This is a genomic window from Synechococcus sp. WH 8016 (assembly GCF_000230675.1).
Classification (GTDB): Bacteria; Cyanobacteriota; Cyanobacteriia; order PCC-6307; family Cyanobiaceae; genus Synechococcus_C.
On sequence record NZ_AGIK01000001.1, the window covers coordinates 822,479 to 849,235 of the forward strand.

Below are 26,757 nucleotides of genomic sequence, written 5' to 3' on the forward strand. Positions count from 1 at the left end.
GCTGAGCAAACCGGTCAAAGCCCTGACCCTCTTGGTCGATCTCGCCAGCCACGCGGGCGACGCAGCCGACGGCCGATGAGATCGATGCTGATGAAATGTTCTTGTAGCAACAGAGTGGGGCTTTCGAACACAACCCTGCCTTCATCTAAGCGCTCATTCACAACAACACCCATCGGTTCAAGTTGCTGCCCAGAATCACTTAAAAAGCGGAAGTAGATCCGTCGTGCCAAGGCGATCAGACGACGACTATCCACTCTGTCCCAGCGTGGTGGTGGAGTTGTTGATCCACCGGCACCTGCAATTTCAAAGGAGGGAGAGGACAAAAAAAAGACCCACCTGATCATTCAGATGAGTCCACGATAGATGTGATTGCTCAAGATGTTCGGCAGAAGCAATCAGGAGACCTTGCTTTGCTCTTCAATCATGCGGTGAATGATGGGAGTCAAGATGAGTTCCATCGCGAAGCCCATCTTTCCTCCATTCACAACAATGCTGGTGGGACTGCTCATGAAGGAGTCATGAATCATGCTCAGCAGATAGCTGAAGTCAATTCCCCACTTCTCACGAGCTCCCTTGCGGAAGTGAATGATCACGAAGCTTTCATCTGGCGTCGGGATGTTGCGACAGATGAATGGGTTGGAGGTGTCCACCGTGGGCACCCGCTGGAAGTTGATATCCGTGCGGCTGAACTGGGGACAAATGTGATTGATGTAATCCGGCATGCGGCGCAGGATCGTGTCCACGATCGCTTCGGCTGAATAGCCGCGCTCAGCGTTATCACGGTGAATCTTTTGGATCCACTCAAGGTTGGTGATCGGAACAACACCCACCAGCAGATCGGCGAGGGAAGCCACGTCGTAGCCGTCTCCGACAACGCCACCGTGGAGGCCTTCGTAGAACAACACGTCCGTCCCACCAGGGATGGATTCCCAGGGGGTGAACTGACCTGGATCCAAGTTCACGCCGAGGCGAGCGTTGTGCTCAGCAGCCTCTTCTGGACTGTGGAGGTAATAACGCTTCTGACCTCCACCCGTTTCGCCGTAGACGCGGAAGAGCTCTTCGAGCTTGTCGAAGAGGTTGGCTTCGGGTCCGAAGTGGGAGAAATTCTCACCCTTCGCAAGCGATTCAGACATGGCGGTCTTCATCGCCATCCGCTCGAAGCGGTGGTAGCTGTCGCCCTCCACCACTGCAGGAGTGATGTTCTCCCGAGCGAAGATGTGCTCAAAAGCCCTCTTAACAGTGCTGGTGCCTGCACCTGAGGAACCCGTGACAGCCACGACGGGGTGACGCTTCGACATCGACGGAGGAAGATCTGGCCAAATGAGTTTGGCAGGTCAAAGGGCAAATTCCACATTTTTCCTGCCAGGTCGCATCAGAGTGTCTTGAGAAGTTCCTCCCCCATCGCCTGACAGCCCAGGGCAGTACAGCCTTCAGACATCAAATCTCCAGTGCGGAATCCGGCTGCCAAAACGCGATCAACAGCTTGTTCGAGATCGTCCGCTGCTGCGTTTTGTTTGAGACCGGTCCGCAACATCATGGCTGCGGAGAGCACCATGGCCATCGGGTTGGCCTTGTCTTGACCGGCGAGATCAGGGGCTGAACCATGAACGGGTTCATACAAACCAGGACCTTCACTTCCCAGAGAGGCGGAAGGGAGCATGCCGATCGAGCCGGTGAGCATGGCAGAAATATCGCTAAGAATGTCTCCAAAAAGATTGCCAGTGAGCACCACGTCGAACTGGCGAGGGTCTCTCACCAGTTGCATTGCCGCATTGTCCACGTACAAGTGACTGACATCCACTGCGGGGTAATCGCCTTTCATGCCCTCCACGCGATCACGCCACAGTTGGCTGACATCGAGCACATTGGCCTTGTCCACCGAGCAGAGCTGCCCACGTCGCTCACAGGCCAGCTTGAACGCCACCCTGGAGATTCTGTCGATCTCAGAATCCGAGTAGGTCATGGTGTTAAACGCACGCTCTTCACCGTCGGCCTGCACACGACCTTTCGGTTGACCGAAATAAATGCCTCCGGTGAGTTCCCTCACCACCATCAGATCCACCCCTTCCACAACTTCGGGTCGCAGGCTGCTGGCACCAATCAGGGCAGGGACAATTTTGACTGGACGGAGATTCGCAAACAGCTCCATGCCAGAGCGCAGGGCCAGCAATCCACTCTCGGGCCGTTGTGCCCGAGGCAAGGCATCAAATCGAGGGCTCCCGATCGCTGCCAGCAAAACGGCATCGGCAGCCTTACACGCTTCAAGGGTGCTCGCTGGTAGGGGTTCACCGGTGGCATCGATGGCAGAGCCACCGATCGGCGCTTCACTGAATTCGATAGTGAAACCATGCTTGCGCGACACGGCTTCCAGGAGCTGCCTCGCCACCGCCGTGATCTCTGGTCCAATGCCGTCACCCGGAAGCAAAACAACGCGATGCAGTGGCATTGGAACTCAGAGGGGGGAGAACAAGAGAGGTTACCGAGCGGCTTTCTTGAGTTCCCGGATCTGCTTCGCCATCTCAGGCAATTTGCTAAACGCAGCCGAACAACGCAGCCAGAGCCTGCTGGGAATCGCCGGATAGCCACTCACCACCTCGCCGGGCTCCACCTCTCCATGGATCCCGCTCTTGGAACTGGCGATCGCACGATCGCCAATGATCGCTCGGTTGGCCACACCAACCTGTCCAGCCAAAATCACCCCATGGCCAAGGCGAGCGCCGCCCGCAATGCCCACCTGCGAGGCCAGAGCACAGCCCCGTCCGGTGACAACGCCATGGCCGATTTGCACGAGATTATCGATCTTGGTTCCCGCCCCAATCCGGGTTTCACCCACGGAGGGACGATCAATCGTGCTGCCGCACCCCACCTCAACACCCTCCTCCAGGACAACGAGACCCGTTTGAGGCATTTTTCGCCACCCCTTGGCGGTCGGAACAAAACCAAACCCCTCGGAGCCCACCACCGCGTTGGAGTGGACCACACAATGGTTGGCTAATCGCACGCCTGGGTGCAGCACCGCATTGGCATGCAGTTCGCAGAATTGACCGACCCTCACATCCCCGTAAATCACCACACCGGCATGAAGGGTGCTGTTGGCACTGATGCGTGTGTCGTCACCAATGCAAACGTGAGGGCCAATCGAGACCCCAGCATCGATCTGAACCCTGTCACCGATCACCGCCGAAGGATGGATGGTGGCGTCTGGTCTGGGGCGAGGATGCAAGCGCTCGAGGGCTTCAGCAAAGGCCAAACGGGGATCAGCCATCACAGCCCAAGCCAGCCCGCGCTGCTCAGCCATCGCCTTGAGGTCGTCCTGATTGGGAATCAAAACGGCACCAACATGGCTGGTTTCCAGGCTCTGAATCAGAGCGTTGCCCTTTTCAAGAAAGCTGAGTTGATCGGCTTCGGCTCTCTCCAAAGAGGCCGCTCCTCGGAGCTCAGGATCGCTGCCGAGCTGATGCTCCAGCAGACCTGCCTCTCCGTCCTGAAGGACGGCGATTAACTGGCTGAAACGCATCGATTCAGGGGTCTGATGGGCGGATCGTAGGCGTGCTGAGGACAAGCACGTCTCGATGAACCACAACAGGCGAGCTGCCTTGCCGATCGGGTCGCGCTGGCTCTTTGACAAGACGTCGAAGGGACTCACTGCTGAGGGAGCTCAAGCCACGGGCTACTTCAAGGCCCTCCTGATCGACGATCCTCACGGGTTGGTTGGCCGTGAAGTCTCCGGTTAGGTCCGTAATTCCCACCAACAGCAAGGAGGCACCTCTGTCGCACAACGCTTGGCAGGCACCGTGATCGATTTGCAGGCTTCCTTGGGGTTGCAACGCATGGGCCAGCCAGCTTTTTCGATGACCAAGGGGCTGGGGGTGGGGATGAAACACCGTTCCTCCGCGCCCGCCAGCCAACATGGTTTCCAGCATTTGCTGATCGCGACCATCCGCCAAATGCACGGTGATTCCGCTCGCGGTGGCAATCCGAGCGGCCGCGAGTTTGGTGGTCATCCCCCCCGTTCCCCAACGACCTCCGTCTCCCGCACCTTGTTCAAGGGCCTGCAGGTCTGCTGGGTGATGAACGTCCGAAATCGGACGAGCCGAGGCGTCACTGCGCGGATCAGCGGAGTACAAGCGATCGATATCGGTCAACAGAATCAGATCATCCGCATCAATCGCTGCTGCAACGAGGGCTGAGAGCGTGTCGTTATCGCCAAAACGCAGCTCTGCCGAGGACACCGTGTCGTTTTCGTTAATGACCGGCAAAACCCTCCATTCGAGCAACTGATGCAGGGTTGCGGAAGCGTTTTGATAACTCCGACTGTCCGCCAAGTCAGATCGGGTGAGCAAAACCTGCGCGACGGGAATGCCATGAACGGCCATCGCTTCTTCGTACAGAGCCATCAGATGGCCTTGACCGATCGCCGCAGCCGCTTGAAGACCGCTCAACGTTGAAGGCCTGGCCTTCAGGCCCAGGCGCTGACATCCGAGTCCAACAGCACCACTTGTGACCAAGACGACACGGTCACCGCGCTGGAGACATTGGGCGAGATTCAGACACAAGGCTGAGATGGCATCAGCCGTGCTGCGATGGTCCGTGCTGCGCAGCAAACTCGTTCCAACTTTCACCACCCGCAGGCTCATGCGTGGCCTGCTCCAAGCCATCGGGCGAGTTGCCTCTCCAACACTTGAACGCGATCGTGACGACAAGGGGTTCCGTCTTCACGCAGAGGTCTGACCAAAACCGTATACAAACCAAGCCGGTTTCCAGCCAGGACATCGGTGAACACACGATCTCCAACCATGGCGATCTGCTCCGGCTTGAGATCCAAGGTTTGGATGACGCGTCGGATCGCTCCTCGACGCGGTTTGGCGGCAGAGCTGGTGAATTCAATCCCAAGCTGCTCAGCCACAGCCCCGATTCTCTGACGGGAGGGATTGTTGCTGATCAAATGAAGGTGCGTATGGCGTTGAGCAGATTGAGCCCAGTGAAGAACGGAGGGAGGCAAGGCCACATCGCGCCCTGGAAGAAGCGTGCGATCAACATCAAGCAACAAAGCCTTGATGCCTCTGCCAAGCAAGGGTTCCAAAGGAAGATGGGCCAGGGTTAAGCCTGGATCCCAGTCAGGTCGCAGCCATTCACGACGCATCACTCGGATAGCTCACGCTCATCAAGCTCAGCCTCGATGCGAGGTTGAATTTGGTCGAACTCATCCCCTTCCACCAACACCGCAGCGCCATCATCCATGCGGGCGACAACAAAGAATGGATCTAAGGGGATGTAAAGGCCGTATTCCAAGTCATCGGCCAAAAAGCTCACCAGCAATTCATAGGTCTCCGATTCATCGTCACCCGCCTCATCCTCATCGAGATCTTCAGGATCGGGCTCATCCAGCTCACCATTCACCGTGAGGGTGACCGCGGAGCGCACAAGGGTGAGGTCATGCTCTTGAAGCACCACATCAGCCACCGAAAGAATCGGTTCATTGCTGGTGATGCTGTCGATCAGCTCCGGCTCATCACCGTCCTTCAACCGGAACAAGCAGACCGGAGTGTCGACAGGGGTGAGTAACGCGTAGTCCTGACCATCGAGGGGAATGAGCTGCTCAAGAAAACAAAGAAGATCACGCCCTTCACTGTCTTTTACCAGCAGAGTTGGTACGTCTCCGCTGTTGTTCGGGCCGCTAGAACTCATTGCTCAAGAATCATTACCTTCAGGATCCTTCATTGCCGTCCGTCTTGCTAGCAGACGGGGTCGCCATGTCGACCGGTTCGGGCTCTGGCCCATCAGAGAGCCATTGTTCAAGAAGCAGTGCAGCGGCTGCACTGTCGAGTCGGCCGCTGCGATCGCCTTGCAAGCCATGTCGGTCGGCCGCGGCCCAACTACTGCTGTGTTCATTCACGAGCGCCAGGGGCAGCTTTAAAGCCATGGCCAAGCGCTGTCCGTAGCGCTGGCAATGGCCTGCTTGCTCTGTGAATTGGCCCTCTGCATCTAGGGGTAGACCGACAACCAAGCCCTGCACTCGACGGGTCAGACAGACCTGTCCCAAATGCTCCAGGTCATGCTTAAACGTCCTGCGGAACAACGCAGGGAGGGGACGCACCGTGATGCCAAGGGCATCACACCCTGCCAAGCCAATGCGCTTGCGGCCCACATCCAGGCTCAACATCGATCGGGGTGATGGGCTCAAGATCAGCGCTCGCGACCCAGTGTTGGCGTCGGCAACGGCGGCTGCTGGGGCTGGAGACGTCCCAGCATCGATTCCAGGGGACGGATGCCACTGAGCTCTCGGCTACCAAGCTTGCGCCAGAGGCTTCGACCCAGGACGAGCTGGGTTTGCTGCGACTGAAATCCACAACGCTGAACGATGACCTGGAGGCGTTCATCATCCTCATCCACCAGGAGTTCAGGAGCGGGTTGAAGCCGGGCCAAGCGCTCCAAAGCAGGAGGCAAGGCATCCATGAGCCGGTCATCCCAGGCCACACCACGCAACAGTTCAAGCCTTGGCCTGGCAAAGCCAGAGGGTCTTGCCACAAGTCCTGCAAGCACCTGATTTTGATCGGAATCGATTCGTTCCAAAAGGCCGCAACCCTTCGAACGTTGGTCCACAAGGTCTTGCCATTGGCGATCAAGAATTTGCCGATGATGCGTGGAACAACAGGCTTGCTCGAGAGCAAACAGTTGTCTTGCAGTGCTGTTGTCGAGGGCGCTCCAACGACACTGACTCGGTAACTCGGAGGCGGGTGGCCCCGAAACGGACGGCGGATCAACCCGCCAAACCCCAAATCGTCTCAGCGGTTGAAATCCCAGTTCACGGGCAAGGTCAAGCTGGTCTTGATCGTTGCTATCGCATCGGATCAACCAACTCTGTGAACGGGCGACCCCATCGCTCAGGGCTTCATGGAGCAACTGCCGGACCACAGAAATTCTGCTGGTGCCCGTTGGCTCTTGCCGTTCCTCGAGCTCCAGCTGCCAACAACTCTTGCGGCGGTTGAGCGACCGCAAAATCACAAGAGACAGCAAACGATCCGCTTTTGTGGCGTCCTGCTCCAAGGCGACGAGCACCCTCAGCTTGCGGAGAAGCCAGGTCTGGAGCATCAAGGCCTGCGGTTGATCGGCCCACTGGTTCGATGTGCTGACCTGAGCAGACGTCAACAGCAATCGCATGTGGGCTGCGTTGAGAGCTTCCACCCGTGGAGAGCTGCCGGATGCTTGATCCACATCGCGTCCGCTATAGATCATTAATGTATCGCTCACCTCGGGCCGCCGAGGATTTAGGCCGGTCGAACCAAGACAAGAGGCGTCCGCTCGTTGGCATTGCCAGCAGGGTTTGGCTTCAGGGCTCGGTGGAGCAACGCTTCATCGCAGCCACGGCTGGAGGCCAGCACTTTGACCCGACCGAGATCGTTGACATCCACAATCGCCACCGACACGCCAAGCGTCTCTGCGGCGAGATTGCAAAGCTCTGCGGGTGAGTCCGGACCAAGAACAATGGTTTGGTCATAGGGAGGCGTGGTGCCAGTGATGTCGTCAATCAGTCGTGCTTGGTCACCTGCAAGGCGATAGAACCAACCCTTCAGACCCACGAGTTTTAAAACGAACCCCACACTCCAAGCCACCAGAACCCGTGTTGGTCCCACCTGATCGATCAAGGTTTGAATGCCGCAGGCTGTTGCCAAGCTGCTCGTGGGATGGAACACACGACAGAGCAAGCGGGCGATCCAACTCGGCTGAACCGTGGAGGGGTGCGCGTATCGACCCTGAATCACCGCAACGGGTGTTTCCCCAATCGTGAGCACATCTCCAGGCTGAATCAAACCACCTGCGTAGTGCTTGAGCACGTCAACCGTGTCATCTAAGGGACCGAGCAAGTGCGTTTTGATCGGCAAAACCGCGCATCCATCCCCCTGACGGAATGCAGCGCCTGCCCCCTGAAGAGGTTCTGGTTGATGGGTTGGAACCACCATGCCTTGACGGCGATGCAAACGGCCAAAGGGCCCGTAATTCACCCAATGCACATCAACCCAAACGCTGTCGACCCGATCGTTGATGGCAACCTCTTGATCCGCACTGAAGGTGAGTTGCACCTTCACCCGGGTGCTCTTACGACCTTTCACGATGTAAGCAGCCCAATACCCATCCGGGCGGGCGTCCTCATCAGGGTGATGCGGAGTGATTTTGGTTTGAACGTTGACGGAACTCAGGTCGTTGTTCCCAAGCAATGTTGGTTCCACGCCCAGCTCTGGCACCATCACTTCCATGCGCTGATGGGGGTTGGTAATCGTCAACCAACCTTCAATAACGAGGCTCTTGGACGTGTGCTGCACTTGCCAATCGTGGGCCCGTAATTGAAGGGGGGACGACGGCCTGAGCCGATGCCGCGCCTCAATCCAAAGCACACCGATGCCGAGCAGGAGCAAGATCAGCAGCAGCGTGCACATAGGAAAACGGTCAGCCGACCGGAAACAATCAAGCAGCGTAAAGGGTTCCGGTGGATTGATCAGCGGGACAGCACTTCTGTATTGAGCTCGTTGAAACTGATGGTGGTGCTGCCCTCGGCAGGGGCCTCAATTCCTGTGGCTGCACTGATGGCAGCGTTGATGGCTTCCAGAGGAACCTGTCCGTCCTCATCGAGCAGGACCTTGCCCTTGCCATCGATCACCACAACCTGCGGGATCGTGCCATGCCAGTAGGTCGCAGGATCGGATCGGTCTTGGCTGGCATCCCCTTGAAAGGCATCGGTGGTGAAGGGAAGCAAGTCCACCTCACGCCCCCACAAACGCTGAAGTTCAGACACCACAGGCGCAAAAATCTTGCTGGTGCTGCTGTCATCCAAGTAAAAAACGATCACGCTGGTGCGTTCTTTCTCTAAGGCGTCCTTCAGGGTTGTCGCGGGTGGAACAAGCGATCCATTGCCTGCATACAGCGCAAAAATATTGCCGTCGTAACTGTCGGTGTCCCTCGCCGCCTCAGCTGGGTTCGCCATCAGCAGCAAGCACAATCCTGCAGCGACGAGAGAACGCAGGACCGAGCGCAAGATGCTGAGCAGAAGCATGGTGCTGAGCAAAGGCATGGCGCCGAACACTGGATGCAGCATTCTGACCGCTGGGATCAGCCTCGGTTGAAGCTGCGGCCCATCCCTTGAGCGATGCCTCGACCAACCAGTCCAATGGCTCGACCGATCACTTGGGTCAGGACCACCGCCAGCAGATTCCCCACCTTGCGCACGAGTAGTTGAACCTGAGGAGCCAGGGCATCTCGCGCTTCTAATAGGAGCGCAACCTGTTGTTGCCACCAGCCAAGACGACGCAGCTCTTCGTCTCTGGGTTCCGTTAACAGGAGCGGTGCAATCGTTCCATCGTTGAGTTGATACAGAAGCCGCTGGCTTTCGTAGAGGCGAATCGGACGTTGAATCCAGGTTTGCCAACGGGACTGGGTATTGAGTTGGTTGCGTAGACGTTCCAACTCACGGGTGGAGATCAAGCGTTGATCAAGCAGGTAGCGCCTCAACTCAGGCCAGTCTCCGCAGACGCCAAGAAGCTCAGAACCAATCAGTTCCGCCGTGCGTACCAACCAATTGCTCACCAACGTTTCGAGCTGCAGCAAGGCGCGGGGATCATCGGCAGGCAACAGTTGCCCATCCACCAGAACGGGCTGGTCGTCGAGAAAAGGGGCCAACATTCGCTTCGGATTGGGCAGTTCCTCGTCGGTGTCTTCGAGCTCTGTGTTGAGAAGCAGGTGATCGGCCACACCGCTTAACTCCTCGCCCATGGGAAGGCGTACGTAATGACCCGCCATCGTGCAAAGAGCCTGCTGGCGCAATTCAGGTTGAAGAGCCTGCCAGTGCTCCGAGAGCGCGCGATCCGATCGTTTCTCAACGGAGGCTTGCTGATCAGAGCGCAACCGATGCAGCACCTCATTGAGCTGTCGCAAAAGGGCCAGCAAGAGCTCGCGTCGTCGTTCAGGTTGGAGACCTTCAATCGCCAGCATCTGCCCCGTGGCGTTGCTTAAGCCTCCAATCACCGCTGCTTCTAGACGTTGATGAATCGCATCCCAGACGGCAGCACCATTCCTCTCCTTCAACTGAATCGAGGTTCCTGAAGGTTCGTGGAAAGGAGACGATTGTTGGAGAGGAACAGCACCGTCAAGACCTAATTGCAAGGGACCCCAAATCCAGAGCAACAGCTGACGGGCGCTGCGCAGTTCACGACAGCGACCCTCCAGCATGAATCGCAACAGCGGATTCTCTGGAGGGGGATTCAACAGGACCTCGATCATGCGCAGGTCGTGATTGATTTGCTGCAGCCCAGTCATCAACAACCAAGGACCCAGCCCTGGTGACGGGAACGGTGCAAACGTCTCAGAGCTTCGTTCCCAGGAACTGTGCGCTGTCAGTTCGACCACCCTGCCCCCAGACAGCAAGGTTTCAATGCCCTGCTGCAATTGCGCGAGATCAGGATCTTGAAGCAATCCTGCGCAGTCCAGCGACAAAAGCTCCGTGGGATCGCAAGGAAGCTTCGCGGGAAGCAACAGCAAAAGAGGGGTTGATCCCCAACGGCTTTGAAGCTTCAAGACCTCCAGCTGAAGAAGGGCCGGCGAGGCAATCGATTCAATGGACCAGATCACCAGATCAGGTTGGCCATCCAGCTGATCCGTTGAAACAGAAATGACGAGCTCTTTGTTGCCAGCCAGCCCGGACAAAAGAGATTCAGCAAGCAGATTCCTTGCGATAAGCAAAATCTTGTTTGGAATCCCGTTCACCGCTGTAAATCGTCCCGGTCAAATGATCGCAAGGAAATGGTGAAGGAGCAAATGCTCATGCAGGCGGGATCAATCGCCATCTAACGCTCTTGGACGTCCGCTGAGTTGAAGCGTGTAGGTCTCAATTGTGTAGCCAGTGCGCTCCTCGATTTCCCGCACGAGTTCATCAGGCAATTGCACATCGAGGTCTTCGATTCGTCCGCTCTCAAGGCAGGTGAGATGACTGTGTGGGTCGCTTCGATAGCCATAGAGGCGACCACTGGCCCGATCCAGACATTCGATCACGCCAGCTCTCTGAAGAGCTTCGAGATTTTGATACACCGATGTATGCCCAATCCTTCGTCCCTGGTCATTCAATTTCTCAAAAATATCTCTCGCGCTCAAGTGGCTGGCTTCAGTCCAAAGCAGATCGAGAACCATTCGCCTCTGCTGACTGAGGCGCATCCCAAGCTTTCGGCACAACTCAAAAGTGGCTTGCAGTCCACTGGAAGCAGCAGACATTTCCGAACTTTGATGCGTGCTATCGACCGCCACTAATGCAATTTTATTGATCGCATCTTAAAACCCTATTCAAGACTTCGTCGCGAGCTTCGAATCAAGCATTCGAATCAAGCAATTGTGCGGCTCTGCCCAAGAAGAGGGTCTTGAAGACGGCCAGCCGCCATGGCCTGGATGGCTTCATGCAAGTCGACGCGACCGTCATAAAGCGCTCGACCCACGATCACACCCTCCACGCCCAATGGTTCCAGGGCTAGGAGTGAAAGGAGATCTGCCATGCAGCCCACCCCTCCAGAGGCAATCACTGGAACCGCACTCGCTTGAGCCATGGCGCGCAATGCGTCGAGATTCGGCCCAGCCAAGGTGCCATCTGTCGCGATATCGGTGCTGATGATGGCCGCGATACCAGCCGCACTCAAACGTTTGGCCAGAGCTGTCGCTTCGACGTTGCTCTCCTCCACCCATCCTCGCGTGGCCACAAAACCGTTGCGTGCATCAATGCCCACCACAATTTTGTGAGGGTGACGGCTGGCAAGCTCCACCACCAACTCGGGCTTCTCAATCGCGACGGTGCCGAGAATGACCCGATCGAGTCCACAGCTGAGCAGCTCTTCAGCCCTCTCCAACGAGCGCACTCCGCCACCCAGTTGCACGGGAATCGCTAATTCTTTGGCAATCAAGCGCACCGCTTGATCGTTGATGGGCTCACCACTTCGCGCACCATCGAGATCCACCAGATGCAGGCGGGTTGCTCCCTGTTTCACCCATTGTTGAGCCTGGGCCAATGGGTCATCACTAAAGCGAGTGACCTGGTCGTAGTCCCCCTGATGCAGACGAACACAGCTGCCCTGCAAGAGGTCAATGGCGGGGATGATCTCCATGACGCCGGTGGCACGTTTCGCTCTCCCCATCCTGCAGGCCAGAGGGGCATGGTTCATGACTGCTGTTGAAGGGCCGCGCTTCAATGGCTGGGTTGAGCGGCTTGCTGATGAAAATTCTCGTAATGGGTGGCACCCGCTTTGTCGGGAAGCCATTGGTGGCAAGGCTTCAGGAGCAGGGGCATGCACTCACCCTGTTCACACGAGGTCGACTTCCCGCACCCGAAGGTGTGGAGTCCGTCCGGGGAGATCGCAGCGTTGATGCTGATCTCGACCAACTCAAGGGACGGACCTTTGAGGTGGTCATCGACAGCTCGGGGCGCAGTTTGGACGACAGTCGTCGCGTTTTGGCCGTGACGGGCGCCCCAGCACACCGCTTTCTGTACGTGAGTTCCGCCGGGGTCTACGCCGCGTCGACGCAGTGGCCATTGGATGAAACAGCTGCCATCGATCCCGCCAGTCGCCATTCCGGCAAAGCTGACACCGAACAATGGCTGCAAGAGCAGGGGATTCCCTTCACCAGCTTCCGTCCCACTTACATCGTGGGGCCTGGAAATTACAACCCGGTGGAGCGTTGGTTCTTTGACCGCATCGTCAATGATCGACCGATTCCTCTTCCAGGATCAGGCGAAACCATCACCCAGATCGGCCATGCCGAAGACCTGGCTGAGGCCATGGCTCGCTCGCTTGAAGTGGATGCCGCTAGCAATCGGATCTACAACTGCAGCGCCAGCCGGGGCATCACCTTCCGGGGCTTGATCGAAGCGGCAGCCGTGGCCTGCGGCCGCGACCCCAAAGGACTGGATCTACGCCCCTTTGACCCCAGCGGACTCGACCCCAAAGCCCGCAAAGCGTTTCCTCTAAGGCTCAGTCACTTTTTAACCGATACCACCCGCGTCAGGCGTGAACTGGCCTGGGAACCACGCTTTGACGCCTGTGCCTCGCTCGCTGACAGCTACCAACGGGAGTACAAGGATCAGCCCACGTCCGATCCCGACTTCAGCGCTGACCAGGCTCTGATCGGTGAGGCTTGAGATACCCCCAGGCTGACCACAGAGCCAACAGCAACGAGGGCCAAAACAAACCCACACCAACCAGTTTTAAACCCTGAACCAGGGCTGGATCCCCCCAAAGGGGGGGCCAAAGCATGAGCGCAAGGCTGAGGAATTGAAGGATTGTTTTGGCTTTCCCTGCCGTGGATGCGGGGGCCCCATCACGGCTGTCACCCCGCCACCCCGAGATCAGCAATTCACGGGCCAGCAAAAGCCAAACCGCCCAAACAGGAAGGATTCCCTCTGACGCCAACCAGATCAGTGGGGCACTGATCAACAACTTGTCAGCGAGAGGGTCCAAGCGAGCTCCCCAGGTGCTGCCTCCATCGGCACGTCTTGCCAACCAGCCATCCGCTGCATCACTCCAACCTCCAATCAGCAATAACCACCAGGCCAAAGCGTCGTAATCCGTCGCCAGGGCGAGAAGAAGCGGGAGTCCCATCAGGGCTCGAGCCAAGGTGAGTCGATCAGCCCAGAGGCGCCAGGGAGAGATCAAGGCTCAGAATGCATTGAGATGCGTGGATTCCATGGTGCTTCAGCAGACGGTTAAGGAGGTGATGTCATCGCCCGTATTGACTGTGACACCAGAAACGGCATTAAAAGATGCCGTGAGTCTGCTGAGCGATCACCACATCAGTGGCCTGCCAGTGGTGGATCAGAGCGGAGTCTTGATTGGGGAGCTCACCGAGCAAGACCTGATGGTGCGCGAAAGCGGAGTTGATGCCGGCCCCTACGTGATGCTGTTGGACAGCGTGATCTATCTGAAGAATCCACTCAATTGGGACAAGCAGGTTCATCAAGTGCTGGGCACCACGGTGAGCGATCTGATGGGACGTGATCTTCACAGTTGCGCAGAGAGTCTTCCTCTGCCCAAAGCAGCATCCCTGCTGCATGAACGCAGCACCCAGCGCCTGATTGTGGTGGACGACAACAAACGCCCCGTGGGTGTTTTGACACGGGGGGACATCGTCCGAGCCTTGGCCTCAGGGCAGCCTTAACGAGACGCGAGTGGCGTGATTCGAATCGCCACTGGCTTGATGAAACGGAACTCCACAAAATCGCCGAGCGCTAGCTCGTCAAACACCGTTCCAGGCATTCGCTTGCTGACGTCGAGATTGTGAACCTTCCCGAATGGCCCGCGGAGACTCAAGGTGCGATCGGTCCGCGAAATCCTCACCACTTCAGCGCTGCCGGTGGCCATCGCCACACGCGTGCCCTTCGGAACGGGACCAAAGTCTCCAGCGATCTCCACATCCTGGCGCTCAAAACTCAGGGCTTTGCTGGTGGAAGGGCGTAGATCCACCACTAAGCCATCGAGAAGATCCAGGGAAATGTTGCTTCCAGGACGCAACCTCAACGTGTTGAGATCCACGGCTGACGTCACAAGAATGTTGTGCCCTTCGGGGCCTTCAATTTCCAGCACCTGCTGGTCTGGAAGAAGGCGGGTCACGGTGGCGTGTAGGTGGGTGATTTCAAACGACTCGAGAAGTTCCGCCTTCAGAGTGGTTCCAGACCGAAGCAAATCGGCGGCCAAGGGGGGCGTGAAAACAGAAGGGCCGCGCGCAGGAGTAGGGAGTTTGCGAACGTCTACGGCGACGGGCTGAACCAGGCGGAAATCAACGAATTCGCCAACCTTCAAATCCTCAAGCGGATCATTCTCTGGCGTCACTAGGACGTCGAGATTGTTGATGCCGCCAAAAGGACCCATCAGGCTCAGACTCCCATCTTGACGATCAAGCTTGACCACCCTTCCCGTTCCTGAGGCAAGCGCGACACGCATTCCTTTTTTCAACTTCCCCATATCAGTGGGAAGGATGATGTCTTCACGACTAAAGCTCAGCTCTTGATCCTGGCTCGGCTCAAGGTCCACTAACAGACCATCGAGAACGGAGAGGCTCACCTCATCCCCAGGTTGTAAGCCTAGGGGCGCTAAATCCAGGCCAACCGTGTAGATCTCGGTGTGCCCCTCAGGATCCACAATTTCGATCACCTTCTCTTTGGACAGAGCTTCACTCACGGTGCCTGTGAGCTCCGTCACCTCAAAACCAGCCAGTTGCTTTTCAGTGAACCCAGCAAGAGCACGCTGAGGGGGAGTCAGCAAAGCTGACGCCAGCAAAGAACAGATCAGCAGCACTCGGCCATGGAGTTGGTGACGGGACTTCTGGCGCGATGGGCGGATCATTGGTTGAACATCTGTCGTGCAGAGACGGTAGCTCCCTATTTTGATGAGTCAAAATACGCAGAGTTTTACGAGCGCCGCATGTCAAGTTCTTGGGTGCGCCGAATGGCGCTTTGCATCGGTCTCGCTGTTGTCGCTTCGGCGACACAGCTTCCAGCACGCGCTGAGAAGACGATTGAGATCAGCTTGAAGGATCGCTACTTGAAGCTGCTGGATTCCGGGGTTGTGGTGGCTCGCTATCCCGTTGCGATTGGTGCGCCGGAATCACCGACGCCAGCAGGGAGCTACGAGATCACCCGCATGGAAGATGCGCCGATCTATCACAAGAAAGGGAAAGTGATCGCTCCAGGTCCAAAGAATCCTGTTGGGGTCCGTTATATGGCTTACTTCCAGCTTGGGACTGGTGAATACGCCATTCATGGAACAGCCTGGCCCAACTGGGTCAATCTCAGAGCGGCTGTCAGCCTTGGCTGCATTCGCATGCTCAACAAAGATGTGATCAACCTGTTCAATCAAGTCGATGTCGGGACGCCCGTCGTTGTGACATCTAAATAACCACTCCATCAAGCCATGCGTTTAAATCCACTTCTTCTGGTTGCGATTTCAGCCTGCATCGCCGCCCCCCTTTCAGCTCAAGGCTCATCGAGCCAAGAGATGCCGGAGCAAAAGTTTTTAGATCAAGTTGAAGCCCCTGGCCATGTGCTGATTACAGCCCCTGGTGCTGATGCGGTGAACGCTGAAGCCCGCCGTAAAGGCCTGAAATTTCCTGCCGTGGGCTATTGGTCTCCAGACAATGTGTGTTTCAGCAATCCCCCCAAAGGTGATTGCAATGGATTGTTCACTCGATAATCAGCTAGCTGCAGCACATCCGTCGTGCCTGCCTGTGCAGCGGTGCATTCCGAGGTTAACCGCCTGATAACAAGGGACAAAGCTTGTATTCAACAAGCGTTAGAGCAAAACGAGTCGGTCGTTTCCAAGCGTTGAGCGCCAGTCCATCTAATGATTAAACAATAGGCTAAACTTCCTTTTCATAACGGCCGCTGGGTTGGCACAGCAAATAAATAAGCCAGAAAATACCAATGAATGGGACAAAGCTAATAAATAGCCACTTCCAGTCTTTGCCTATATCGCGAAGCCGACGAACAGTAATCGAGATAGTCGGAAATATTTGTGCGAGCCCATAGACAAAGACTGGACCTGCACCAATTGCAGGAACAAAAGCCAAAAGCAAAGGCAAAAAAAATTGAATCAAGTACGCCAAGAGACAGAACCACCAATACTCGGCTCTTGTTGCTCTGCCGCTGTAGTTAAATGACCTCCTCCAAGCAGTGGTGAATGCTTCAACCGGCTCCATTAATCGACGCTGTTTATTTGTTCTCTGTTCTACAGGTCATCAGATTGGTCGTAAACCAAAGGTTCACTTTTCCAAAGAGTCTTTTTTATTTCACGAGCAGTCCATCAAGTGGTCAGCAAATACTGCCACCGCTCAGAAGCAGACATTAAAAAAGGTCCCCTTGCACGAGGACCTTTCTCTTTGCGGATCCCGTTCAAAGGTCGCCGCGAGGAACCTAATACGTACGTAACGGAATGTAAAGCGATCTGACTAGGGTGGCGGCACTCAGGATCAGAGGATGAACCGCAATCCCAACATCGCCTTCTTTGGCGGCACGGTGATCATCGCGATCATGGTGATGGCAGCCTTCGCAAACCTGGCAGCAAACGCCTAAGCGACCTCAAGCCTTGAGCGCCGGTCCATCGGGCGGGCGGACAACGTGTGTCACCTCATCAGCGTTGACCCAGGTGATCAACCCGTCATCGACGCTGGACACCGGAAACAGCGTGTTGACCTTTGGATCATGAGCACCTTCTTCACAGAAGACGACCTGCCCCATCCACCAGTTGTCGTTGAACGGCTAAGCAAGTTCTAAACAAGGTCTCATTCCAGCTTTGCCACTCTTTAATCTCCAAAAAAAAGACTTCGCCATCACAAGCGAAGTCTTTTTTGACATTCTTCTTACAAAGCTCGGAAGTGATTATCACCCACAATATAACTTCCTTTAGCCTCCATCTTGCCGCCGCTGAAAACATCTTCACCACCTAATGGCGCAAGGAAAACGTCCTCTACAGATGGGGGGACTTTGCATTCAACGCCGCCTTTAATACCATCTAGTTTTGCAAAAACACCTCCACCAGCGATGGTTTGAAGCTGATCAAGAGTGAGTTCGGTGTTGTTCATTGGTTTGAAGTTGCGGTGGAGGTGATTCCCTCCGATGCACATACCATCTCTCAAATGCTTGGAGTAGATGATGACCAGCCTCAAGCCGATCTGTGATCTTGCTCACAGACGCTTAAGGCAATAAAAAACCCCCACCGATTCGGTGAGGGAAGCTTGAAGTGAACTGACTCAATCACTTGGCGTAAACAACGCCCCTATAAGTAAGACGGATCTTATTAGAAGCGATGCTCGATGCACTCTTAGCGGGTGCATACTGCTTGCCACGATAGGTCAAAGTCATGAGAGGTTCCTCAGAAAGACAGGCCCCCGTTCCTTGGCCTGGATTGTCTGCGCCTCGCAGATGGGGTTACGAGGTGAACGTTAGGAGTAGATGAGCTACCACTCTTTTATACCGATCAAGTCAACACAAATCGCGTTCAGAATGATACAAAGAAGGCGATTTTATGTGCCTTACGAATACAAAACAAAACTGAAAGCTACACAGCCATTGTTCAACTCACTACAGAGTTTTCGTTCAAGCCATGATTTTGTGCTTACAAGATACAAAACAAACAAAAGCCTCCACCCACAAGGGGAGAGGCTTAAGGCTCGCAACCAAACGCCAGCCCGGACTCATCGGGTTTTCTAACGCTTGGTTTAAGTCAAATCACTCAACTTGGTTGTCGTCTCAAGGAAGGCAACGAGAATTCAGTGATCGAGAGCGAGCTGAGCAATGGCTTTGATTTGCTGCATCCATTGCGGACATTTCCATTCGGGGCTGAGGCATGCCTGCCCTGAATGCGGCCTCAAGCCTCAAGAAAGATCAAGTCAAACAATCGCCGATCAAGCCATGGCCAATCAAGGCATGGCAGATCAAGGCATGGAAGCAGCGCCCTCAGAGCAAGGAGGGGGCGGTCTTGGTCAATCCAACGAGATTGTCCAGATCCACTGATCGAAGAACGGCCTTCTCAGCCTGGGGGGAGAGGACCGCATGCACCGCACCACCAGAGGCTTTCTCATAGCTGCACACGTCAAACGCAGCTGGGTCTGATTCCACAGTGACGCGGGAGCCATCGCGGAGGAGGAATTGAGGCATTGATCTGATGAAGATCACCAAGTTATCTCGTGCTGTCGGCCCAAAAGCCAGAGATGTCAGAGGATCCATTCCACGCGGTATCAGCAGCCTCAGGGCAAAGGCGGAGGAGGAAGCACTGGAGGAGGTGGTGCTCCATAGATGATGCTCTCCTGCTCATCAGCTGAGGACACCGGTTCCGGTTCCTTGAGCGCAGGGGCTGGAGGGATGGGCTGAGGCCACGCTTCCGGATCCTCTGGAAGGATCTGATCCTCCTGAAGCAACACAGGTGGCGGTAAATCCGGAGGCAGATCGAAATCCCATGGCTGGGTCTCAGCATCTGATTGGAACGACTCGTCCTGCTCGGCCTCCACATCAGGCCGTTCTCGGAGCACAAGTGGGTCAGCAGTAATCGGTGGTTCCCGGAGCGGTTGCCTGGTAGGAAGCGTTTCGGTGACAGGCGTGGTCTGGTTGTGATCGAGGCGTGGTGAGGGCTTAGGTGCCCAGATCATGCGCGCAATCGGCTCAACACCTTGCTCCATGACACGGTTCAAACCAGCCAAGGCGCGATCCATCAGCTGCCCCCCATAGAAAAAGGCGCAGTCCGATGGGCCTTCACAGCGCTTGCTGCTTTCGATCCGTCGGGTCAAGTCAGCCATCAGCCCACCTTTCAGCGGGACACGACGCTCACTCAATCTGAGCAAGTAGGGAACATGCACAAAACTGGTGGCGCCACCACTAATCCAGTTGGCGTCCTCCTCCGTGAAACCTTTCACTCCCGGAATAATCAGACGACTTTTGGATGCGTGGTCGGGCATGTAGGCCGCCACAAGACCCCGCCTGCGGGCCAAATCCTTCGTCTGCTCCAGCGTGAGGCCATCCTTGCTCATCAGCATTTCGATTCGGCCATCAGATTTCAAGCCGTAGACCATGCGAATGCGTGGCAGGTAGTAACGAATCCGTTGCCCCATGCTGATGCTGTAAGCCCCCTTGTAGCTCTCAGGTGGCTCCTCCAGGTCGTTGTAAATGCTGTGCAGACCGCCCACAAACATGTCGTAGGTCTTCGCCCGGGCGGGGGTTAATTCTCCGTATCCAAAGTCAACGCTTCCATCCTTGAGGATGCCAATGAAGGCCCGTTGCCTTGAGGCCGTTCGATTGCGTCCACGCCAGACCCTGCTCCCAAGTTTCAAGTCACCGAGTGGAACGGTGATTTCCTGCCCAAACTCATCGATATGCCGCTCATACATCGGTCCAGAGACGTAGGCCAGAGCGGCGGTATCTTCAAAGGCATCCTGTTCGCGATCCCAGCCCTCAAGCAGGCCTAGGCGCACATCGCGAGGATCGAAATCAAGGGCATACACCTCATCGTCTGGTTGGTATGCAAAAGGCCCTGCTAACGCATTAGACGTTTCAACAGGCTCGAGCTCAGGGGACGTCTGCTTTTTTTCGGGGGTTCCGGGCGCAAGAGCAATCAGGCCCGCAAACACCGTGACTGGAATCACGACAATCAACCAGCGCTTTCGCCAAAGGCGTGAACGCTGGGGCGTGGGTTTGCGCTTACGTTTCTTTTTCTGAGAGGAAGTGTCTGCAGCAGAAACGGACGTCCGATTTCGAATCACCGGACCAGCCTTCCTTTTCGAGCTCGGGATTCGGGGTTCTGCCAAGGAACGATGGTGCCCTCAGCCACCAGCCACTTGCGATCAAGCTGACCGCATTCATGTCCTCCCGTCAACTCACCAAAGGATGGAATCAACATTCTTTCCTCAGTGGCGTCGTAGGCAAAGCAGGGAAGTCGAAGGCGATCACCCCCAAAACTGAGGGTCGCAACGGGATGAATGTGCCCGCAGATATTAAGCAAACAAGCTTTTTGGCTGGAATGATCCGGTGGATGCTCAGGCTCATGGCTCAACCAAAGCTGTCCGAGTTGATAGCTCGGATGCTGAGGCATCCCCACAAGTTGGCAGGGTCGATCATGGTTCCCCCCCACCAGGGTGATGGCACAACCGGTGAGCTCAGGCAATGCCTTCAACGTCTCGCGTAGAGGGTGGGTCAAGCCAAGCGGACCATGAACCAAATCACCAAGGATGATCAGGGTCTTGGGCTTCACGCGCGCGCAGAGATCCAACAGTGGATTGAGCGTGCCGCGATCGCCATCACTGGGCAGGGGGATGCCGTGGGCTTGAAACACCTCGGCCTTACCCAAATGCAGATCGGCAATCAGGAGTTCACGCCCTTCAGGACGCCAGAGAGCTTTCTCAGGGAGCAACTCAAGCCGCTCCTGCTCCCAGCTCCAGGACGTGCCATACCCTTCTCGCGAAGGGACACCGTTTCGTAATCGGCTCAACTCTGCACTCAAAAGGTGACCCCTTCACACCATCCTGACGTCTTCAGCAGGCCGGTGAAAGCCAGGAAAGCAGAAAGGATTTCTGCCAAGACCCTCCAATCCCACAGCACGGGTTTCCAACAGCCATTTGATTGCAGATATCACACATCCCTTGCTTAGGGAGTTCCCTGAAGACAGCTGTGATGAGAGTCTTTGGAGTAAGACGCATTGAATTGATGACCCTGGCATTGCTACTGGCCCTCCTTGGATCGTTAATGGCCATGGGTTTGATTATTCGACGCCTTGAAAGGGGCTAACCAGACGAGGTCACAGTGATCCGTACTCTTCTATTAACGGGAATCGTCCTGATTTCGCTTCCCATTCAGGGATTCGCCAAAGAGTTGCGCGTGGGAGTTAGCGGATCGCCTCCCTTTGTGATGGAAAAGGATGGTGTGCTGAGTGGGATCAGTATTGAAATCTGGAAAGACGTCGCCAACCGTCTCGATCACCAGTACAAATTTGTTGTTCACACGAACACGAATGCAAATGTGCAAGCTGTCGCAGAGGGCAGCATTGATCTAGCCATTGGCCCCATCAGCATTACTCCAAAGCGATTAGCCAATCCAAAGATCGATTTCACCCAACCCTATTTCCATGGCTACGAAGGATTACTCATCCCCAAAAAGGCGCCAGGACTGATTGCACGTCTACGACCTTTTATTGGCTGGGCAGCTTTGTCATCGGTTGGCATCTTAGTTTCTCTTCTATTCATTTTTGGAAATCTCATATGGCTAGCTGAGCGACGTAAAAACACGGAACAGTTTCCTCGTGAATACCTGCATGGCGTTGGGAACGGAATGTGGTTTGGGCTGGTCACTCTCACCACGGTCGGATACGGCGATCGGGCACCACTTTCAAGAAGTGGACGCACAATTGCTGGTGTTTGGATGGTGATGTCACTGGTAGCGGTTTCATCAATCACCGCTGGTCTTGCATCAGCATTTACATTGTCACTAGCGGAACTGGCACCTTCATCCATTCGAAACAAAGGTGATTTAAGGGGAAAACGAATAGCCGTCGTAGAAGGAACAACAAGCCTAAAATGGGGGAGATTATATGAAATCAATCCATTCCTAACCAAAAATCTCAACGAAGCAATCGAAATCTTAAAGGAGGGAAAGGTGGAAGGAATTATCTTCGACGAAGCCCCCCTACGCCACTATCTCAAAGAAAACAAAGAGAGTCATTTGAAATTAGCCAACTTTCCACTAGCCGTCCAAACCTACGGATTCGTCCTACCAATGGGAAGCCCATTGAGGAATCCATTAAATATTGAACTGCTAGGAATGGAACGGAATGGAGAAACAGAACGTATTGAAAATAGATTATTGGACTAGGAATTCTCTTATTGAATAACCGTGTGCCGTCTTAAACCATCTTCGATCAAAAATGTTGCCAAGCTGCTGCAGCTCCTCCCCTCCTTCAGAGCCTGCTGCTTAAGCCGATTCATAATGCCAGCCGGAAGCGTCACGTTAAGCCGCTCGGACGTGGCTGCCTCGGCCACTTGACCTGCGCTGATTGCAGGGTCCCCAGGAAGGAGCTGATCCTGCAACTCATGGAGCAGACTTTCGAGGAATGACACGATTACGTTACGCAGGCGAGACCAAAGCGTACCGCATTAAGACATCTGGCTCCGGTTAGTCTCTTTGTATTGAAGGGAAGACCAACTCGACGAATGGATACGCTGACGCTTCATCTTGAGCCAGGCCAAGACCTGCTGCTATCGCTTTCGGCGATAGCCCAAGAGAAACGAATCAGCGGATTTTTACTCGGGGTGGTTGGAAATTTATCAAAAGCATCTTTTCAGTGTCCAGGACGCGACAAACCAACCGTTCTCGAAGGTGAATTAGAGATCATCACCTTAAATGGCACCTTTGATGCCGATGGGGTTCATCTCCACTTAAGCCTCTCCGATGGAGCATGTCAGGTCTGGGGCGGGCACCTCGAACAGGGCTCGCTGATCATGAAAGGTGCCGATCTACTTCTAGGCATTCTCAAACAGGGTCAAGAAGCGCAAAGGGCCCACAAAACACGCTTAGAGATCGCCGTCCTTCCTGGATGTCCATGGTGCAACAGTGCCCTACGCCTATTAGAGGCTTACAACATTCCACATCGAGTCATCACTGTTGACAACGACCTCACCTTTCAACAATGCAAACAACGTAGTGGGATGAATACGTTCCCACAAGTCTTTATTGACGGCACAACAATTGGTGGTTTCGACAGTCTTGAAAAGCTACAGCGATCAGGCGAATTGATCGCACTCAAATAAGCACAGTGCTCATCGGAATCAAGAATTTAAACAACACTTAGACAAGAAATATCCTCGCATCAACCGAGAAAAAGACAAAGTGTCTCTCACAATGGATGGTTGTTTCAAGGTGAACAATTACTTTTCTCTAAACTGCTGTTTCTCATGAAGCAACTCAGTTTCTAGTTGTTGAATCAACTTCGTAACAAGCGCCTGAAACTCAGGCTGACAACCGCGGAACGCAGCTTTATGGCGAATCGGCTCGTTTCGCGTTCTGAGATCCGTCAGCATCAGCTGCAAGGCATCAATTTTTGCTGTGAAATTCATAGCCGAGTGTGTCTCACAAAAAGAGACTATGACACCATTGGGATCTTGAGAAGCATTTGTAACCGAAGCAGTGGTACTGAGCAAGCCAAGGCAGACCACCAAAGGCAAAAAAGCTATTCAAGCGTGGACTAAAAATGCATTTATCACAGACAACATGAACGCAGCAAGGGTTTAACCACAAAAAGCCTGAGTAAAATAGACGAGATTAATCACTGCACCCCATTCCTGATGGGAGAAGGCGCGATTAGAACGAGTATAATTTTGGTGCAAAGGATGTACCCTGCAGGGCTAATAACTCCAGGAGAAAACAGTCAATGTCCAATCGATCCTGCCCGCGCTGTGGATCAAACTCTCTCCGGGCCGATCGCTCCCTTGGTGGACGCATCGTTTGCACAAATTGTGGTACGCCAGTTGGTCAAGGACAAACCTACAGAGCCAATCAACAATCATTTCGCACAAATAATCGGCCCTGGATTTGGTGGGCCATCGGACTCGGAACACTGCTCATTATTATTATGATTCAATCCAGTTAATATTGCCCGCTGAGAATCCGCCAGAAAGCCAAATAAACATCAACAAATTAATTTCACAGGGTAGTAAAATATCTCCAAGGAATACCAAATGTCGCTAGTGCATGACCATTGTCACCTGTCTCAGCAGGAAAGACCGCTGCAATGGCCAACTCGTCATCTTCAAAACAAGTGCGTGATTTAACAACAAAACCAGCCAAATCATCAGCTCCCCACATCAATGTGCCAGCTTTTTTCTCTTCTTGATATTCATCAAAAACTTCAGCAAACTCTTTTCCATGCTGACCGTTTAGCATTTCATCAATAGCAGCATCAGAGCCACGGTCAGGATAAATATCAAACAATTGACGAATTAAGGGATGGTCAATCTTGGTTGAGACGCGCAATACATTTCCCAAACTCCCAACCGACGATTGCATCAACACAGGTGGTTCTTGTCGCGCATCAATGACAGCCACTGGAAGGTTGAAATCCCATACCAGGCGCTTTTTCACGTCAGCGGCAACGACAGCCAAAGGCTCAGACAACTGCTCCACCAATCGCTTGACACGGTCTTCTGAAATAGTCATGCATACAAAATAACGGTTAGAAACGACAGCTGTAATGGTTCCATCATGGTGTCAACAACAAAGTGCTTGATACCAATGGGTCATACGGTCGCTCAACCGCCATTTAAATAACAATTACGGACTATCAAAAACAATCATATCAACAATTTCATCCAAAGAAGATTTTGTAGAGAACTACAGAACCAAGCCTGAGATCCTTAGGCCAGAAGTTAAACAAGTCCATCCGCATACATCCACATCGCAGTCATCACTCCCACGGCAATAGTAATCATCAGCACACTCATGCTGATGGTGTTAAAGCGAATCCGCCTTTGAATTTCGGCCATAACTTTTATCCCTAGAGGTGCCATGACAATACGACAAATAAAAGATCGTGACGAATTCTTATTATTCCTTCGCGAAAGATATCTCAATTCCGCATCTCAATCCCAAAAACCCTGTAAGGCCAATGGATCTCAAGGAGTGCATGCAAGGCCGGATCAAGCGAAAACGAGAAAAACTCAAGATCGCTCAAAGCCACGAGCTCACTTAGAGACGATTGCTTGAAGGCAGCAGCATGCATCGCGTCATTCACCATATTCGACGCAAACAAAGATTCAAAAAGTCCAATTGCTCTGAATACATGTCTATTCAGAAATATTGAATGAATCAACAAAAGCTCAAGGCGTTCTAACGAATACTCGCTGCTTGCAACAAACAACATCTCCATGCAAAGCCCAAGAAGCCAAGGCCAATACAATGGAATCATGAGTCTGTAGAATTTGCCGAGTGAGGACAATGAAATGCAAATTTTCATCCCTAAAAGGCAAGCTTTTATTATTTTGCTATTGGCAGTATTCTCAGTCCTAAACCCAGCCCCTGCAGATAACAAAAAAAATGAAGAATGGGTTGATATTGGAATATCAGAAGAACACAAAAAGATATCTATCAAAAAAATAAGAGGGTTGGGGGACAACGAGTTTTCCTATCAAAACTCAGACAACAACATTATTCTTGTAAACTGCAAAGACGACAAAATCTTGATGAGATATTGGTACATCACCCAAATTAACACCTACAGCAAAGAAGAGGTTACGAGCAAGATGCGATGGCATAGGGCAACGCCCCAATCACAAGCACAACAAGAAAGCGAATTTGTGTGCAACAATCATAACAATTAAAGAGATTGACCTGAATCAAGACATGATCTCGAAATCAAAAGCAAAAATCCAAACACAGCAACAAAAATCCCATGAATCAACCTCCATAAAAATAGATTCCTTAGCCTTTCGATCTACATCGGCAGACAAAAGCAAATAAAAAATAGACTGCATAAGTACATGGAACGTCAAAAGAGGCATTCATCGCAAACAAGCGCATCTTCAGGCTCTCGAAAGTCTCCAAAGCATTGGAAATGATCTATGCACGACGTCAGGCACTCGCCGCGAAAGAGCTTCATTTTTGTTTTGTAAAGTCAAGACCAAAATCGAACAGACTGATTCTGGACCCTTGATCAACTGAGCATGATTCGAACTGTGCACTCTGCACTTTTCGCCTTCGCACTGGTGGCCTGCTTCGTCATCTATCCGTCCACTGCCATCGCTTGTGTTGAAGGATTGGCTTGGGGAATGCCCCAATCAGAAATCAACGACCACCTCCACGGTGCCATCAAACAGGAAGACCTCAACTCTCAACGCTTGATCGCTCGTAACGTCCATCTCGATCAATTACCTGTTCCGCAGCTCACGTTGGACATGAACGAGCAAGGTGGACTGGAGTCACTGGCTTACGAGTTCAGCATGGATGACATGACAGAAGTCCTTGCTGGTTTAAGTGCTCGGCACGGCAAGCCAATCAGCACATCAATCAAAGAAAACAGCTATGAGGATCAGCTCTGGGTCTGGAACACAGGTGAGGACCTGATCACAGCCGTAAAACGAACAAACGGACATGTGCAGAAATTTCTGATTGCCTACCGACCAAGCCGACTCAACCCCGAAACGCTCTAAGCATTTCATCCCCTGAAAAGCTTGCTATCACTGCAAAGAGAATCCAATACCATCAGCAGA

Annotated in this window: 34 protein-coding genes and 1 pseudogene; 8 read left to right on the forward strand and 27 right to left on the reverse strand. The window is 53.9% G+C overall.

What is annotated here, in order from left to right:
- Positions 1-14 precede the first annotated feature (14 nt).
- The 14 genes from SYN8016DRAFT_RS04300 to hisA all read right to left on the reverse strand — a co-directional run bounded on the left by SYN8016DRAFT_RS04300 (position 15) and on the right by hisA (position 12,134).
- On the reverse strand, positions 15-344 hold the full coding sequence (locus SYN8016DRAFT_RS04300) for a hypothetical protein (protein ID WP_006853063.1): 330 nt from the start codon (positions 342-344) through the stop codon (positions 15-17).
- Positions 345-395: 51 nt separating this feature from the next.
- Entirely contained in the window at positions 396-1,298 is a 903-nt protein-coding gene (locus SYN8016DRAFT_RS04305; RefSeq protein WP_006853064.1) for a phosphoribulokinase, read from the reverse strand.
- A gap of 74 nt (positions 1,299-1,372) precedes the next feature.
- A complete protein-coding gene (leuB, locus tag SYN8016DRAFT_RS04310; RefSeq protein ID WP_006853065.1) occupies positions 1,373-2,446 on the reverse strand; it encodes a 3-isopropylmalate dehydrogenase in 1,074 nt (357 codons plus the stop codon).
- A gap of 30 nt (positions 2,447-2,476) precedes the next feature.
- Positions 2,477-3,517 carry a UDP-3-O-(3-hydroxymyristoyl)glucosamine N-acyltransferase gene (lpxD, locus tag SYN8016DRAFT_RS04315; RefSeq protein ID WP_006853066.1) on the reverse strand — a complete coding sequence of 347 codons (1,041 nt, stop codon included), beginning with the start codon at positions 3,515-3,517 and terminating at the stop codon, positions 2,477-2,479.
- A gap of 4 nt (positions 3,518-3,521) precedes the next feature.
- Positions 3,522-4,637 (reverse strand): glutamate 5-kinase, encoded by a 1,116-nt coding sequence (gene proB / locus SYN8016DRAFT_RS04320; protein WP_006853067.1) that lies wholly within the window; start codon positions 4,635-4,637, stop codon positions 3,522-3,524.
- Positions 4,634-5,143 carry a YqeG family HAD IIIA-type phosphatase gene (locus SYN8016DRAFT_RS04325; protein ID WP_006853068.1) on the reverse strand — a complete coding sequence of 170 codons (510 nt, stop codon included), beginning with the start codon at positions 5,141-5,143 and terminating at the stop codon, positions 4,634-4,636. The genes proB and SYN8016DRAFT_RS04325 overlap by 4 nt, the downstream gene beginning before the upstream one ends.
- Positions 5,143-5,688 (reverse strand): DUF3727 domain-containing protein, encoded by a 546-nt coding sequence (locus SYN8016DRAFT_RS04330; protein WP_006853069.1) that lies wholly within the window; start codon positions 5,686-5,688, stop codon positions 5,143-5,145. The genes SYN8016DRAFT_RS04325 and SYN8016DRAFT_RS04330 overlap by 1 nt, the downstream gene beginning before the upstream one ends.
- 19 nt (positions 5,689-5,707) lie before the next feature.
- Positions 5,708-6,163: a Holliday junction resolvase RuvX gene (gene ruvX / locus SYN8016DRAFT_RS04335; RefSeq protein WP_006853070.1), complete on the reverse strand. Its 456-nt coding sequence runs from the start codon at positions 6,161-6,163 to the stop codon at positions 5,708-5,710.
- A 23-nt stretch (positions 6,164-6,186) separates the two neighbouring features.
- Entirely contained in the window at positions 6,187-7,251 is a 1,065-nt protein-coding gene (locus SYN8016DRAFT_RS04340) for a hypothetical protein (RefSeq protein ID WP_253909777.1), read from the reverse strand.
- Positions 7,252-7,268: 17 nt separating this feature from the next.
- Positions 7,269-8,435: a hypothetical protein gene (locus SYN8016DRAFT_RS04345; protein WP_006853072.1), complete on the reverse strand. Its 1,167-nt coding sequence runs from the start codon at positions 8,433-8,435 to the stop codon at positions 7,269-7,271.
- 59 nt (positions 8,436-8,494) lie between these two features.
- On the reverse strand, positions 8,495-9,091 hold the full coding sequence (locus SYN8016DRAFT_RS04350; RefSeq protein ID WP_006853073.1) for a thylakoid membrane photosystem I accumulation factor: 597 nt from the start codon (positions 9,089-9,091) through the stop codon (positions 8,495-8,497).
- A gap of 14 nt (positions 9,092-9,105) precedes the next feature.
- Positions 9,106-10,755: a DUF3685 domain-containing protein gene (locus SYN8016DRAFT_RS04355; protein ID WP_006853074.1), complete on the reverse strand. Its 1,650-nt coding sequence runs from the start codon at positions 10,753-10,755 to the stop codon at positions 9,106-9,108.
- A 69-nt stretch (positions 10,756-10,824) separates the two neighbouring features.
- Complete coding sequence (locus SYN8016DRAFT_RS04360; protein WP_006853075.1) at positions 10,825-11,256, reverse strand: Fur family transcriptional regulator; 432 nt, start codon at positions 11,254-11,256, stop codon at positions 10,825-10,827.
- A 107-nt stretch (positions 11,257-11,363) separates the two neighbouring features.
- Positions 11,364-12,134 carry a 1-(5-phosphoribosyl)-5-[(5-phosphoribosylamino)methylideneamino]imidazole-4-carboxamide isomerase gene (hisA, locus tag SYN8016DRAFT_RS04365; protein ID WP_038013788.1) on the reverse strand — a complete coding sequence of 257 codons (771 nt, stop codon included), beginning with the start codon at positions 12,132-12,134 and terminating at the stop codon, positions 11,364-11,366.
- A gap of 83 nt (positions 12,135-12,217) precedes the next feature.
- Here hisA and SYN8016DRAFT_RS04370 point away from each other — a divergent pair, with 83 nt between their 5' ends.
- Positions 12,218-13,165, forward strand: a complete 948-nt coding sequence (locus SYN8016DRAFT_RS04370; protein WP_006853077.1) for an NAD-dependent epimerase/dehydratase family protein — start codon at positions 12,218-12,220, stop codon at positions 13,163-13,165.
- Here the strand turns inward: SYN8016DRAFT_RS04370 and SYN8016DRAFT_RS04375 are convergent.
- The gene (locus SYN8016DRAFT_RS04375; protein WP_038013359.1) at positions 13,131-13,679 is read right to left on the reverse strand and encodes a CDP-alcohol phosphatidyltransferase family protein; all 549 of its coding nucleotides are present in this window, start codon (positions 13,677-13,679) and stop codon (positions 13,131-13,133) included. The two genes, SYN8016DRAFT_RS04370 and SYN8016DRAFT_RS04375, sit on opposite strands and share 35 nt — an antisense overlap.
- Before the next feature lie 31 nt (positions 13,680-13,710).
- On the opposite strand from SYN8016DRAFT_RS04375, the gene SYN8016DRAFT_RS04380 reads away from it, so the two are divergent.
- Positions 13,711-14,181 carry a CBS domain-containing protein gene (locus SYN8016DRAFT_RS04380; protein WP_006853079.1) on the forward strand — a complete coding sequence of 157 codons (471 nt, stop codon included), beginning with the start codon at positions 13,711-13,713 and terminating at the stop codon, positions 14,179-14,181.
- Here the strand turns inward: SYN8016DRAFT_RS04380 and SYN8016DRAFT_RS04385 are convergent.
- Positions 14,178-15,365 (reverse strand): hypothetical protein, encoded by a 1,188-nt coding sequence (locus tag SYN8016DRAFT_RS04385; protein ID WP_038013361.1) that lies wholly within the window; start codon positions 15,363-15,365, stop codon positions 14,178-14,180. The two genes, SYN8016DRAFT_RS04380 and SYN8016DRAFT_RS04385, sit on opposite strands and share 4 nt — an antisense overlap.
- Positions 15,366-15,443: 78 nt before the next feature.
- Here SYN8016DRAFT_RS04385 and SYN8016DRAFT_RS04390 point away from each other — a divergent pair, with 78 nt between their 5' ends.
- Entirely contained in the window at positions 15,444-15,917 is a 474-nt protein-coding gene (locus SYN8016DRAFT_RS04390; protein ID WP_253909778.1) for a L,D-transpeptidase, read from the forward strand.
- A gap of 15 nt (positions 15,918-15,932) precedes the next feature.
- A complete protein-coding gene (locus tag SYN8016DRAFT_RS04395) occupies positions 15,933-16,211 on the forward strand; it encodes a hypothetical protein (protein ID WP_006853082.1) in 279 nt (92 codons plus the stop codon).
- A gap of 166 nt (positions 16,212-16,377) precedes the next feature.
- On the opposite strand, the gene SYN8016DRAFT_RS04400 is transcribed toward SYN8016DRAFT_RS04395, so the two are convergent.
- The 7 genes and pseudogenes from SYN8016DRAFT_RS04400 to pdeM all read right to left on the reverse strand — a co-directional run bounded on the left by SYN8016DRAFT_RS04400 (position 16,378) and on the right by pdeM (position 20,993).
- Entirely contained in the window at positions 16,378-16,716 is a 339-nt protein-coding gene (locus SYN8016DRAFT_RS04400; RefSeq protein ID WP_006853083.1) for a DUF805 domain-containing protein, read from the reverse strand.
- A gap of 379 nt (positions 16,717-17,095) precedes the next feature.
- Positions 17,096-17,257 (reverse strand): annotated as a pseudogene (locus SYN8016DRAFT_RS14405) (DUF3104 domain-containing protein); the annotation flags it as partial.
- A 119-nt stretch (positions 17,258-17,376) separates the two neighbouring features.
- Complete coding sequence (locus SYN8016DRAFT_RS04405) at positions 17,377-17,598, reverse strand: CCRG-2 family RiPP (RefSeq protein WP_006853085.1); 222 nt, start codon at positions 17,596-17,598, stop codon at positions 17,377-17,379.
- A 172-nt stretch (positions 17,599-17,770) separates the two neighbouring features.
- Positions 17,771-17,878 (reverse strand): DUF4278 domain-containing protein, encoded by a 108-nt coding sequence (locus SYN8016DRAFT_RS16020; protein WP_071778020.1) that lies wholly within the window; start codon positions 17,876-17,878, stop codon positions 17,771-17,773.
- A 594-nt stretch (positions 17,879-18,472) separates the two neighbouring features.
- Positions 18,473-18,673, reverse strand: a complete 201-nt coding sequence (locus SYN8016DRAFT_RS04410) for a hypothetical protein (RefSeq protein WP_006853086.1) — start codon at positions 18,671-18,673, stop codon at positions 18,473-18,475.
- A gap of 89 nt (positions 18,674-18,762) precedes the next feature.
- Complete coding sequence (locus SYN8016DRAFT_RS04415) at positions 18,763-20,268, reverse strand: hypothetical protein (protein WP_006853087.1); 1,506 nt, start codon at positions 20,266-20,268, stop codon at positions 18,763-18,765.
- A complete protein-coding gene (gene pdeM / locus SYN8016DRAFT_RS04420; protein WP_050802712.1) occupies positions 20,265-20,993 on the reverse strand; it encodes a ligase-associated DNA damage response endonuclease PdeM in 729 nt (242 codons plus the stop codon). Before pdeM ends, SYN8016DRAFT_RS04415 begins: the two co-directional genes overlap by 4 nt.
- Positions 20,994-21,304: 311 nt before the next feature.
- Here pdeM and SYN8016DRAFT_RS04425 point away from each other — a divergent pair, with 311 nt between their 5' ends.
- On the forward strand, positions 21,305-22,369 hold the full coding sequence (locus SYN8016DRAFT_RS04425) for a transporter substrate-binding domain-containing protein (protein WP_006853090.1): 1,065 nt from the start codon (positions 21,305-21,307) through the stop codon (positions 22,367-22,369).
- A gap of 8 nt (positions 22,370-22,377) precedes the next feature.
- Here the strand turns inward: SYN8016DRAFT_RS04425 and SYN8016DRAFT_RS04430 are convergent, their stop codons facing one another.
- Positions 22,378-22,614 carry a CopG family transcriptional regulator gene (locus SYN8016DRAFT_RS04430; RefSeq protein ID WP_006853091.1) on the reverse strand — a complete coding sequence of 79 codons (237 nt, stop codon included), beginning with the start codon at positions 22,612-22,614 and terminating at the stop codon, positions 22,378-22,380.
- Between the two features lie 93 nt (positions 22,615-22,707).
- Here SYN8016DRAFT_RS04430 and SYN8016DRAFT_RS04435 point away from each other — a divergent pair, with 93 nt between their 5' ends.
- Positions 22,708-23,304, forward strand: a complete 597-nt coding sequence (locus tag SYN8016DRAFT_RS04435) for a PCC domain-containing protein (RefSeq protein WP_006853092.1) — start codon at positions 22,708-22,710, stop codon at positions 23,302-23,304.
- 117 nt (positions 23,305-23,421) lie between these two features.
- On the opposite strand, the gene SYN8016DRAFT_RS04440 is transcribed toward SYN8016DRAFT_RS04435, so the two are convergent.
- The 3 genes from SYN8016DRAFT_RS04440 to SYN8016DRAFT_RS04455 form a co-directional block, all read right to left on the reverse strand.
- Positions 23,422-23,610, reverse strand: coding sequence for a hypothetical protein (locus SYN8016DRAFT_RS04440; protein WP_006853093.1), 189 nt, complete (start codon positions 23,608-23,610; stop codon positions 23,422-23,424).
- Between the two features lie 586 nt (positions 23,611-24,196).
- Positions 24,197-24,709: a hypothetical protein gene (locus tag SYN8016DRAFT_RS04450; protein ID WP_006853095.1), complete on the reverse strand. Its 513-nt coding sequence runs from the start codon at positions 24,707-24,709 to the stop codon at positions 24,197-24,199.
- 409 nt (positions 24,710-25,118) lie between these two features.
- The gene (locus SYN8016DRAFT_RS04455) at positions 25,119-25,418 is read right to left on the reverse strand and encodes a hypothetical protein (RefSeq protein WP_006853097.1); all 300 of its coding nucleotides are present in this window, start codon (positions 25,416-25,418) and stop codon (positions 25,119-25,121) included.
- Between the two features lie 73 nt (positions 25,419-25,491).
- Between SYN8016DRAFT_RS04455 and SYN8016DRAFT_RS04460 the strand changes: the two genes are divergently transcribed.
- Both SYN8016DRAFT_RS04460 and SYN8016DRAFT_RS04465 read left to right on the forward strand, forming a co-directional pair.
- Positions 25,492-25,869 carry a hypothetical protein gene (locus tag SYN8016DRAFT_RS04460; RefSeq protein ID WP_006853098.1) on the forward strand — a complete coding sequence of 126 codons (378 nt, stop codon included), beginning with the start codon at positions 25,492-25,494 and terminating at the stop codon, positions 25,867-25,869.
- A 342-nt stretch (positions 25,870-26,211) separates the two neighbouring features.
- Positions 26,212-26,697: a hypothetical protein gene (locus SYN8016DRAFT_RS04465; RefSeq protein ID WP_006853099.1), complete on the forward strand. Its 486-nt coding sequence runs from the start codon at positions 26,212-26,214 to the stop codon at positions 26,695-26,697.
- Positions 26,698-26,757 lie beyond the last annotated feature (60 nt).